General features: G+C 62.3%; 11 protein-coding genes. 8 read left to right on the top strand and 3 right to left on the bottom strand.

What is annotated here, in order from left to right:
- A partial coding sequence (locus EN906_RS10675) for an L-idonate 5-dehydrogenase (RefSeq protein ID WP_164777146.1) occupies positions 1-974 on the bottom strand: 974 nt, incomplete at its 3' end.
- Between the two features lie 15 nt (positions 975-989).
- Positions 990-1,925: a 2-hydroxyacid dehydrogenase gene (locus EN906_RS10670; protein ID WP_127268549.1), complete on the bottom strand. Its 936-nt coding sequence runs from the start codon at positions 1,923-1,925 to the stop codon at positions 990-992.
- 129 nt (positions 1,926-2,054) lie between these two features.
- Here EN906_RS10670 and EN906_RS10665 point away from each other — a divergent pair, with 129 nt between their 5' ends.
- From EN906_RS10665 to EN906_RS10630, 8 genes are all read left to right on the top strand, one after another.
- Positions 2,055-2,822, top strand: a complete 768-nt coding sequence (locus EN906_RS10665) for an SDR family oxidoreductase (RefSeq protein ID WP_127268550.1) — start codon at positions 2,055-2,057, stop codon at positions 2,820-2,822.
- Positions 2,791-3,366: a gluconokinase gene (locus EN906_RS10660; RefSeq protein WP_236383252.1), complete on the top strand. Its 576-nt coding sequence runs from the start codon at positions 2,791-2,793 to the stop codon at positions 3,364-3,366. The genes EN906_RS10665 and EN906_RS10660 overlap by 32 nt, the downstream gene beginning before the upstream one ends.
- Before the next feature lies 1 nt (position 3,367).
- A complete protein-coding gene (locus tag EN906_RS10655) occupies positions 3,368-4,252 on the top strand; it encodes an NAD(P)-dependent oxidoreductase (RefSeq protein ID WP_127268551.1) in 885 nt (294 codons plus the stop codon).
- Positions 4,253-4,332: 80 nt separating this feature from the next.
- Positions 4,333-5,829, top strand: a complete 1,497-nt coding sequence (locus EN906_RS10650; protein WP_127271839.1) for a sugar ABC transporter ATP-binding protein — start codon at positions 4,333-4,335, stop codon at positions 5,827-5,829.
- 19 nt (positions 5,830-5,848) lie between these two features.
- Positions 5,849-6,904: an ABC transporter permease gene (locus tag EN906_RS10645; protein ID WP_027036365.1), complete on the top strand. Its 1,056-nt coding sequence runs from the start codon at positions 5,849-5,851 to the stop codon at positions 6,902-6,904.
- Between the two features lie 28 nt (positions 6,905-6,932).
- Positions 6,933-7,868, top strand: coding sequence for an SMP-30/gluconolactonase/LRE family protein (locus EN906_RS10640; RefSeq protein WP_127268981.1), 936 nt, complete (start codon positions 6,933-6,935; stop codon positions 7,866-7,868).
- A gap of 65 nt (positions 7,869-7,933) precedes the next feature.
- Complete coding sequence (locus EN906_RS10635; RefSeq protein ID WP_127268982.1) at positions 7,934-9,049, top strand: substrate-binding domain-containing protein; 1,116 nt, start codon at positions 7,934-7,936, stop codon at positions 9,047-9,049.
- Between the two features lie 81 nt (positions 9,050-9,130).
- Entirely contained in the window at positions 9,131-9,463 is a 333-nt protein-coding gene (locus tag EN906_RS10630) for a hypothetical protein (protein ID WP_127268983.1), read from the top strand.
- 535 nt (positions 9,464-9,998) lie between these two features.
- Here EN906_RS10630 and EN906_RS10625 read toward each other — a convergent pair.
- Positions 9,999-10,328, bottom strand: a complete 330-nt coding sequence (locus tag EN906_RS10625; RefSeq protein WP_127268984.1) for a hypothetical protein — start codon at positions 10,326-10,328, stop codon at positions 9,999-10,001.
- Between the last annotated feature and the right edge of the window lie 238 nt (positions 10,329-10,566).

The raw sequence follows: 10,566 nt of genomic DNA, 5'->3' as shown, positions 1-10,566 counted from the left end.
GTAGCCGCCTCGTCGAGCGGATAGATGCCTGATAGCAGCGGTTTGACATCCACCCGGCGGTGGTTGATCAGGTCGACGGCGAGCGCGAATTCCTCGTGAAAACGGAAGCTGCCGCGCATCTCGATCTCTTTGGCGACGATCAGGTTCTGCGGGAGAGACACGTCGCCGCCAAGGCCGAGCTGCATCAGCACGCCGCGCGGCTTCAGCACGTCGAGTCCGGCCCGTGCCGCGCGCTCGTTGCCGGAGCATTCGAACATCACGTCGAAACTGCCCTTTTCGATGTTATAGGCAGCGAGCTTGTCGGCGTCGGTGGCGACATTGATGGTGCGGTCAGCGCCGATCTCCCGAGCCTTTTCCAGCACGGCATCCATGACGTCGGTGACGATGATTTCGCGCGCGCCGTGGGCTCTGGCTGCCAGGATGCAAAGCGCGCCGATCGGCCCGCAGCCGGTGACCAGAACGCGTTTGCCGAGCAGCGAGCCGGCGCGGTTCAGGGCATGCAGCGTAACCGCAAAAGGCTCGGCGAAAGCGGCCTCGTTGATGGAGATATGGTCGGCGATTTTATGACATTGCCACGCCTCCGCGATCAGGCGCTGGCGGAACGCCCCTTGTATATGGGGCATCGGCATGGCGCTGCCATAGAAGCGCATGTTGAGGCATTGGTTCTGCATGCCTTGCAGGCAGTAGCGGCAGGCGTTGCAGGGTCGGCTGGGCGAGATCGCGACGCGGTCGCCGACAGCGAGTGTGGAAACGCCGCCGCCGATGACCTTTACTGTGCCGGCAACCTCGTGGCCGAGGATCATCGGTTCGCGCAGGCGAATCGCGCCGAAGCCGCCATGGTTATAGTAGTGCAGGTCCGAGCCGCAGATGCCGCCGGCTTCGACCGCGATCTCGACCTGTCCGGCGCCGGGGGAGCCCGGATCGGTCTCCTCTATCCGCAGGTCTTTTATCGCGTGGATGACGATCGACTTCATGATGGAATCTCTTTCTCAAACGACCGGTGTCAGCAAGGTCTGTCCGCCGAAATGGGCCGCGAGATTGTCGCGAACGAGCTGACCCATTGCCTTGCGGGTCTCCACCGTGCCGCTGGCGTGGTGCGGTTGCAGCACGACATTGGAAAGCTTCAGGAAGCGATCGTCGATCGTTGGCTCGTTCCAGAACACGTCAAGGCCGGCGCCCTTTATGGCACTGGATTCCAGGGCCGCGAGCAACGCGGTCTCGTCAACCGTGCTGCCGCGCGAAATATTTATGACGATGCCGTCAGGCCCGAGTGCAGCCAGAACATCCGCATCGATGATGTGCTTCGTGCTGTCGCCGCCAGCGAGCGTCACAATCATGAATTCACTCTGTCGCGCCAGTTCGACCAGATCGCCAACGAATGCGTAGGGCAAGTCATCGCGCTTACGCACGTCGAAATAGGCGACAGCGCAGTCGAAGGCTGCGGCGCGCCTGGCCACCGCCGCGCCGACGCGGCCCATGCCGACAATGCCCAGCCTTTTCCCGCAAACGCGCGTCACCAGCGGCATGTTGGCCTTGCGCCAGCTGCCATCGCGGACGTAGGCGTCGGCCTGCGGGATCTTGCGCGCCACTGCCAGCAGCAGCCCGATGCCGATATCGGCCACGTCCTCGGTCAGCACGTCAGGCGTGTTGGTGACGCGGATGCCGTTTGCCCTGGCGTAAGCAAGGTCGATGGCGTCGGTGCCGACGCCATAGCAGGAGACGATTTCAAGCTTCGGCAGTTTCGCCATCAGCGCCGCACTTGCCCCAAGCTCGCCGCGCGTTGCGATGGCACGAATCGCGCCAGCTCGGCTTGCGATAAGCGCGTCCTTGTCCTCCGCCTGCCAGAGCTTGTGAACGCGATATCTCGCCTCGAGGTCTTCCATGTCCCAATCCGGATAGGGGCCGGTCATCAATATATCGGTCATGGCGTCGTCTCCTCAGCAAGTTCATTTTTCCCATTGACTATGTTATCGATAACATTCATGTCAATAGGCACTGGCGGCGGCGCGGTGGAAATCATATCCGCTTCAGGGGACAGTCCTCAGGAGGAGCGCATGAGCAGTTCGTTGTTCGATTTGACCGGCATGCGGGCGCTGGTCACCGGCTCGGGTCAGGGGATCGGCCTGGCGCTGGCAGAGGGGCTGGCGCAGCACGGCGCCGAAATCGTGCTGAACGGGCGCAACGCTGAAAAAGTCGCGGCCGCTGCCGATGCGCTGGTGGCCCGGGGATACAAGGCTCGCGTGGCGGTCTTCGACGTGACCGATCACGCTGCGGTCGTCAAAGGCGTCGCCGAGATCGAGGCGACGATCGGCGCCATCGACATTTTGATCAACAATGCCGGCATGCAGTTTCGTATGCCGCTCGAGGACTTCCCTGCGGACAAATGGGACGAGCTGCTGCGCACCAACATCTCCAGCGTGTTTTTCGTCGGGCAGGCGGTGGCGCGGTACATGATTGCGCGCAAGTGCGGCAAGATCATCAACATCGCCTCGGTACAAAGCGAGTTGGCCCGCACGAACATCGCGCCCTATACCGCCACGAAGGGAGCGGTGCGCAATCTGACGCGCGGCATGTGCGCCGACTGGGCCAAGCATGGCCTGCAGATCAATTCCATCGCGCCGGGCTATTTCAAGACGCCGCTCAACCAGGCGCTGGTCGACAATCCCGAATTTTCGACATGGCTGACCAACCGAACGCCGGCCGGACGCTGGGGCGATGTCGGCGAACTGATCGGCGCGGCAGTCTTCCTGGCCGGACCGGCCTCATCCTTTGTCAACGGACACACGCTCTATGTCGATGGCGGCATCACGACCTGTCTTTGAGCCCGCACTCATCGTCGTGATGGGTGTCAGCGGCTGCGGCAAGACCAGAATCGGAGTCGAGATTGCGGAGCGGCTCGGCCTCCCCTTCATCGAAGGCGACACGCTGCATCCGCCCGGCAATGTCGAAAAGATGTCGGCCGGCATCCCGCTCGCCGATGACGATCGCTGGCCGTGGCTGGATCTGGTGGGTGCAGCCTTGCGCCAGGCGAACGAGGAGGGCCGTGGGCTTGTCGTAAGCTGCTCAGCGCTGAAGGAATCCTACCGTGATCGGCTTCGCCATGCGGTGGGCGGGTCGGCGGTTTTCATATTCTTGGAGGGGTCGCGCGCGCTGCTGCAAGCCAGACTCGCCGAGCGTGGCGGCCATTTCTTTCCGCCGGCGCTGCTCGATAGCCAATTCGCTGCGCTGGAAAATCCGGATGGTGAGAAGCTAGTGGTCACCGTGGATATCAACGCTCCGGTCTACAGCATAGTCGACGCGGCTTTGGAGGGGCTGGGCACTCTCAGTGTCGCACCCGCTGCCGGGACAAAGAGAGAGGCACGTTGACATGACAGAAGCAGCACAAATCGCCGTTGTCGGCGCCGGCATCATGGGATCGGCGATTGCCACCCGCCTGATCGAGACCAAGCAGACCGTCACGATGTTCGATCTGGACAAGGCCAAGGTTGCCGCCCTGACCGCGAAGGGTGCGGCAGCCGCCGCGTCTGTCGCCGAGGCGACACACGCCAGCAGCTTCGTCATCCTCAGCCTCAACCATGCCGATATCGTGCGTTCGGTGGTGTTTGGCGACGGCGGTGTCGCGGCTGCGGCGTCGTCCGAAAAGCTGCTGATCGACATGTCGTCGATCGACCCGGCCGACACCGCTGAGATGGCGAAGAAGCTCTTTGCCGAGACCGGCATGAAATGGCTCGACTGTCCGCTGTCGGGCGGCGTTCCCGGTGCGCTCGCCGGCCGGCTGACCGTCATGGCGGGCGGCGAGGCGGCAGACTTCGAACACGCGCGCACGGTGATGCGGCATCTCTGCGCCAACTACACGCTGATGGGGCCGAGCGGGGCAGGGCAGACAACCAAGCTGATCAACCAGCTTTTCTGCGCGGTGCTGTTCCAGGCCGTCGCCGAAGCGGTGAAACTCGCCGAAGCCGGCGGCGTCGATCCCAAGGCCATCCCGGCGGCGCTGAAGGGCGGCAGGGCCGATTCCAGCATCATGCAGGAGTTCATGGCAAAGTTTGCCGCTCGCGATTTTTCAGCCACCGGACGCATCGACAACATGCTGAAGGACCTCGATTCGCTGCAGGCCTTTGCGCTGAAGACCAAGACGCCGATGCCGATGACCGGGCAGGTGGTCGAGATCCATCGCCTGCTCTGCGCGGCCGGGCTGGGGTCTAAGGATTCGGCTGAAATGATGCGCCTGCTCGACGGCAAGACCAGCTGAGCGGCGAGCCCTGGACTTTGTCGCTTGACGCTCAGAAATGTTATCGATAACATCATTTGGCGATCTTGGGAGGAACGCTTGTGTCTGAGGAAAAATTGATCGAATTCAAGTCGATTACCAAGGAGTTCGGCGGCACCCGCGCGCTCTCCGACGTGTCGCTCGATCTGCACAAGGGCGAGATCCTGGCACTGCTCGGCGAGAACGGCGCCGGTAAGTCGACGCTGATCAAGACGCTTGCCGGCATCTACCGTCCCGATGGCGGCAGCATCCTGTTTCGCGGCGAGCCTTATCATCATCGCCCGCCGCGGCCGAACCAGCGCCAATCCGTCGCCTTCATTCACCAGGATCTCGGCCTGATCGAGTGGATGACGGTCGGCGAAAATGTCGGCCTCGCGCAGGGATTTTCGCTGCGCTCCGGTCTCATCGACTGGCGCTCCACCGAAAAGCGGGCGCACGAGGCGCTGAAGCTTGTCGGCTGCGATTTCGATCCGACGACGCGCGTCCAGGATCTAACGCGTACCGAAAAATCGCTGGTCGCCATCGCCCGCGCTCTGGCCACCGAGGCCGATGTTCTGGTGCTCGATGAGCCGACCGCCAGTCTCCCGGCCGACGAGGTCGATCGCCTGTTCGACGCCATCCGCCCGCTCAAGCAGCGCGGTGTCGGCATGATCTATGTCTCGCATCGCCTCGACGAGATTTTCCGCATCGCCGACCGCGTTGCCGTGCTGCGCGACGGCAGGCTGGTTGGCCAGAAGAAGGTCGCCGAGACCAAGCCGGACGAGCTGGTCGAGATGATCGTCGGCCGTCCGGTAAGCCAGGTTTTCAGCAAGGCTGAGACGCAGGCCGGCGAGACGGTGTGCGCTGTTCGCGACCTGGTCTGCGCCGGCGCCGGTCCGGTGTCGTTCGACGTGCGCAAGGGAGAGCTGCTCGGTCTGGTCGGATTGCGCGGCGCCGGACAGGAATTGGTCGGCCGCACGCTGTTCGGCTGCCAGGCCTTTTCCGGTTCGGTGACGATCAATGGCGCTATGCCCGATCTATCGAGCCCGATCGCGGCGATGGCGGCCGGCGTCGGCCTAATCGCCCGCGACCGGACGGAGGAATCCATCGCGGCCTCCTTGTCGATCCGCGAGAACAGTTTTCTCAATCCCGGTGCCGGCAAGCGCGGCCTGTTCTCATTCCTGGCGCCTCACAAGGAGGCTGCGCTGGCGCAAGTGATCGGCGGCTCGGTCGGGCTGCGCCCCAACGATCCGAACCTGCCCATCGAAGCGCTTTCGGGCGGAAACCAGCAAAAGGTGGTCGTCGGGCGCTGGCTCCACACCGGCCGCACATTGCTGATCGCCGAGGACCCCACTGCCGGCGTCGATGTCGGCGCCAAGGCCGAGATCTACCGGCTGATCGGCCGCGCACTTGAAGCCGGCCTCGCTGTGGTCGTGGTGTCGACCGATTTCGAGGAGATCGCCCATATCTGCCACCGCGCCTTGGTGTTTTCGCGCGGACAGATCGTGCGCGAACTCACCGGCAACGACCTGACCACATCCGCCGTGATCATTGCGGCATCGGCTTCCGAAGCCGCCTGAATTTTCTGGGAGCGAACCCATGCAATCGATCGAATCCAGTGCACTTGAACCAACCCGTGGCGAAATGGCGGGTTTGCCTTTGGGGCAGAAGATCGTCCGGCTGCTGCCGGTCTACGGGCTGGTGATCCTGACGGCGCTGCTCATCCTGTTGTTTTCGATCCTGCTGCCGAACACCTTTCCGACCCTGCTCAATTTGCGCTCGATCATCTCCGACAAGGCGATCATCGCCCTGCTGTCGCTCGCGGCGATGATTCCGATGGCGTCCGGGCGCATCGACCTCACCGTCGGCTACGGCATCGTGCTGTGGCACATCCTTGCCATCAGCCTGCAGACCATGTTCGGCGTTCCGTGGCCGCTGGCGGTGATCGTCGTGCTGCTTCTCGGCGCTGCAACCGGCTTCCTCAACGGACTGCTGGTGGAAGTCGCCCGCATCGACTCCTTCATCGCCACGCTCGGCACCGGCACCGTGCTCTACGCTCTGGCGCTCTGGCACACTGGCGGGCGGCAGGTCGTCGGCGTGTTGCCCGACGGCTTCTATGCGCTCAACGGCACGATGGTGTTCGGCCTGCCGATCACCGGCCTCTATGTCTTGGCGATTGCCGTCTCGCTGTGGATCATCCTCGAATATCTGCCGATCGGCCGCTACGTCTATGCCATCGGCGCCAATCCGAAGGCTGCTGCGCTGAACGGCATTCCGGTGCGCCGCTTCGTCATCGGCGCCTTCATTTCGTCGGGTTTCCTGACGGCACTGACAGGCGTCCTGCTCGCCTCCAAGCTGCGCATCGGCCAGGCCAGCGTCGGGCTGGAATATCTTCTGCCGGCCCTGGTCGGCGCCTTTCTCGGCTCGACCACCATCAAGCCTGGACGCGTCAATGTCTGGGGCACGATGACGGGCGTCGTCATCCTGGCGGTCGGCATTTCCGGCATCCAGCAGTTCGGCGGCTCTTTCTTCGTCGAACCGCTGTTCAACGGCGTGACGCTGCTCGTCGCCATCGGTATTGCCGGCTACGCCCAGCGCAAGCGCGGCGCGGCGCACAGGGCCAGGACCAAGACCGCAGAGCAGTCCTCGAAGTGACCAGCCGAACCATCCCGGGATCCATGAAATGAGCGACTACGAGATTCTGGACGACCGCTTCCGAAAGCTGACGATCGGGCATGCCAAGCTCGAACGGCTGTGGACCGGCAGCCGCTGGGCCGAGGGGCCGGTCTATGTTCCCGCGGCAAAGCATTTGCTGTGGTCGGACATCCCCAACGACAGGCTGCTGCGCTACGACGAAAGCGACGGTTCGGTCAGTGTCTTCGAAACCCCTTGCAACAACCAGAACGGCCACACGCTCGATGGCCAAGGCCGCGTCGTCGCCTGCGAGCATCGCGGCCGTCGCGTCTCCCGGCTCGAACATGATGGGCGCTGGCAGCCGCTTGTCGAAACCATCGACGGCAAGCGGCTCAATTCGCCCAACGATGTGGTGGTCAAATCCGATGGGACGATCTGGTTCACCGATCCAGTCTACGGCATCGACAGCCACTATGAAGGCATGATTGCCCGGCCGGAGATCGGCGCATCGCATGTCTACCGGTTCGATGAAGCAACCGGCGAGGTGAGTGCGGTCATCGCCGATCTGGTGCAGCCGAACGGGCTGGCTTTTTCGCCCGACGAGAGCATCCTCTACGTGTCGGATACCGGCGCAAGCCATGTTCAGGGCCTGCCGCGTGCGATCAAGACCTATGACGTCGCTGCGGACGGACGCTCGCTGCGGTCGCGCGGCACGCTGGCCGAATGCGAGGCAGGGTTCTTCGACGGGTTCCGCGTCGATCGCAATGGCAATATCTGGGCCTCGAGCGCCGACGCGGTTCGCGTCTACGCGCCGGACGGGACGCTTATCGGGCGCATCCCGGTTCCCGAAATCGTCTCCAATCTGTGCTTCGGCGGTCCGAAGCGCAACCGCCTCTACATCACCGCCCAGACGTCGCTCTATTCCATCTATGTCAACGCGCATCCAGCCGGCCTGAGCCCGGTGGCTGGGCAGATCAGCCAGTGACCTGGCGCCGAAATCGAGTTCCGGAAAGACCAGATAACTTTTTTGAAACCAGGGGAGGTACCAACATGCAACGCAGAACACTTCTGAAATCATCCGTCGCCTTGATGGCCACGACCGTCGCTGCTCCAGTCCTGTTCGCCGGCCACGCACGCGCAGACGCGATGGCCGACGCCATGGCGGTGGTCGAAAAATATGCGCAGAAAGTAACCGCCTGGGACGGCCCGACCACCGGTCCGAAGGCGCAGCCGGGCAAGACGATCGTCGTGCTCGCGGGTGACCTCAAGAACGGCGGCATTCTGGGCGTCACCACCGGCGTAGAGGAGGCAGCCAAGGCGATCGGCTGGGAGGTCAAGGTGATCGACGGCGCCGGCTCGATCGGTGGCCGCACCGCCGCCTTCGGCCAGGCGATGGCGTTGAAGCCGAATGGCATCGTCATTAACGGTTTCGACGCTGTCGAGCAGGCGCCGGCGCTGGAACAGGCTAAGGCCGCCGGCATCCCGCTGGTTTCCTGGCATGCCGGACCGGTGATCGGACCTGACGAAAAGAGCGGCGTCTTCGCCAATGTCTCGACCGACGCCATGCAGGTCTCCACGGCTGCGGCCGACTGGGCCTACACCGATGCCAAGGGCAAACCCGGCGTCGTGATCTTCACCGATTCGACCTACGCCATCGCCATCGCCAAGGCCGACATGATGAAGGCCGAAATCGAGCGGCTGGGCGGCAAGGTGCTCGAATATGTCGACACGCCGATCGCCGAGACCTCGCAGCGCATGCCGCAGCTGACCACGTCGCTGCTGCAGAAATACGGCGATGCCTGGACGCACTCGCTGGCGATCAACGACCTCTATTTCGACTTCATGGGACCTTCTCTGGCCGCCGCCGGCAAGGCCGGCACGGACGCGCCGATCAATGTCGCCGCCGGCGACGGTTCGGAATCGGCCTATCAGCGCATCCGCGCCGGCCAGTTCCAGAAGGTGACGGTCGCCGAACCGCTCAACCTGCAGGGCTGGCAACTGGTCGACGAACTGAACCGCGCCATCGCCGGTGAAAAATGGTCGGGCTATCTGTCGCCGCTGCATGTGGTGACGGCCGACAATGTCGAGTTCGACGGTGGCCCGAAGAATGCCTTCGACCCCGAAAATGGCTACCGCGACCAGTACAAGAAAATCTGGGGCAAATAAGCACGCACCAAGGCGGGCGTATCACCCGATGCGCCCGCAAGCCGACAGACGTCACAAGCACACAATCAGGAAAGCCTCGCCATGATCATTCGCTACGCCCTCTTCGAAGGTGAAATCCATCCCGGACAAGAGAGCGAGTTCCGGCGCTTCGTCAGGGACCGGCTGGTGCCGCTCTGGACTCAGTTTCCCGGCGCTGAGGAAGTGCGCGTTCTCGACGGTACGGCGCGCGACGAAGGCGCGCCCACCTACGCGATGGCGCTGGCCATTCGCTATCGGGACATGGACACCTGCAACCGGGCGCTTCAATCCGACGTAAGATTTAAAAGCCGGGAGGTCACCGGTGAACTGCTGAAGATGTTCACCGGCCGCGTGCATCACCATGTTTTCGAGGCAAATGAGTACGCACCGGTCTGATTGAGATCTTGATCGGAAACGCTCCCATTGCTGCGATCAGCGAATGCCGGTATCGGGGGTTGCGTATCCAAGATTTAAACCTGCGGACCAGACGTCGCCCATTGGCCGCGGAACCATACGGTACGATGCGGAAGATCTCTGATTTTCTGCCCAAGGAAAATTCAATAAAATCAACGTTCTCGCTACATCCTCCGGACCCACCATGACCATTGATTTCGAAGCGAAAATGCACACAACCTGAGCGGTGACGGTACTTTTCGAGACGGCATACGCGCCCCGCCAGACGCCGTTGTGCTGCAAAAATCATCCGATTGTTCTCGATAGTTGGTGAAACCTCAAAATATTTTTTGTTGCGATTTTCTCTTTAAAATCAATAGCGTAATTTTCTGACGGTTCTAGTGTCGTTCTTTTCCGCGTTTCAGGAAATATTTGAAAGTGATTTCAATGGGTTATATGGTCTTTAAATAATCGAGTGGGAGTAGGGGGACCGGCGGCAATGGCAAAGGTTCGGCACGTAGCGTCTCCGCTAGTGTGCCTACGCCAATGACCCCTTACCGGCCTCGATCGCCTTTCCAAAACAATCTGACGGCACTGAAACGTGGCTGTGCGTGGATGTAAAGCGTCCTCTCAGCTGTGTAGAGCCTTGGCGTACAATGGCGTGCAAATAGGCGGGTTTGGGCAGATTGCCGGCTCTGAACTCGCTGGCCAGTCCAAACGTTGCGTCGGTGTAAGCAGGCGCTATGGACAGCGCTTGCAAAAATGCGCTCCGCGCAGCCGGCGGGTCATTGATACCCAGTTCGATGAAACCCAGCGGAACAAGCGCGTCGGTATTTGCCGGCTGAAGAGCAAGGACACGCTTCAGCAACCCGGCGGCTTCTTCGAAATGCTGTTCCTGCCGGGCTTGACGCCTAGCGCATAAAGACTATCGGCCGTTTGTCCATGTGCCGCAGTCGCGCAGCGGAGATACACAACCGTGTATCCGGCAAGTGCGACAAGCCGCTTCTGGTGCATCAGACCTTCCCGCCGCGGTTATGATGGCTTGGTGCGACATTCGTGCCTTGCCCCTTCTCCAGGTTTCTTGCCTGCCGTGGCGGAAACCGTGT

This window comes from Mesorhizobium sp. M7A.F.Ca.CA.004.06.1.1, assembly GCF_003999135.1.
Classification (GTDB): Bacteria; Pseudomonadota; Alphaproteobacteria; order Rhizobiales; family Rhizobiaceae; genus Mesorhizobium.
The sequence above is the reverse complement of the archived record's forward strand: the minus strand, read 5'-3'. Positions and strand labels throughout refer to the sequence as shown.

What these genes read in the sequence shown, in the direction of transcription:
- EN906_RS10645 (WP_027036365.1), top strand. Translation starts at nt 5,849, where the DNA reads ATGCAATCGATCGAATCCAGTGCACTTGAACCAACCCGTGGCGAAATG.
- EN906_RS10655 (WP_127268551.1), top strand. Translation starts at nt 3,368, where the DNA reads ATGACAGAAGCAGCACAAATCGCCGTTGTCGGCGCCGGCATCATGGGA.
- EN906_RS10660 (WP_236383252.1), top strand. Translation starts at nt 2,791, where the DNA reads ATGTCGATGGCGGCATCACGACCTGTCTTTGAGCCCGCACTCATCGTC.
- EN906_RS10640 (WP_127268981.1), top strand. Translation starts at nt 6,933, where the DNA reads ATGAGCGACTACGAGATTCTGGACGACCGCTTCCGAAAGCTGACGATC.
- EN906_RS10635 (WP_127268982.1), top strand. Translation starts at nt 7,934, where the DNA reads ATGCAACGCAGAACACTTCTGAAATCATCCGTCGCCTTGATGGCCACG.
- EN906_RS10670 (WP_127268549.1), bottom strand. Translation starts at nt 1,925, where the DNA reads ATGACCGATATATTGATGACCGGCCCCTATCCGGATTGGGACATGGAA.
- EN906_RS10630 (WP_127268983.1), top strand. Translation starts at nt 9,131, where the DNA reads ATGATCATTCGCTACGCCCTCTTCGAAGGTGAAATCCATCCCGGACAA.
- EN906_RS10665 (WP_127268550.1), top strand. Translation starts at nt 2,055, where the DNA reads ATGAGCAGTTCGTTGTTCGATTTGACCGGCATGCGGGCGCTGGTCACC.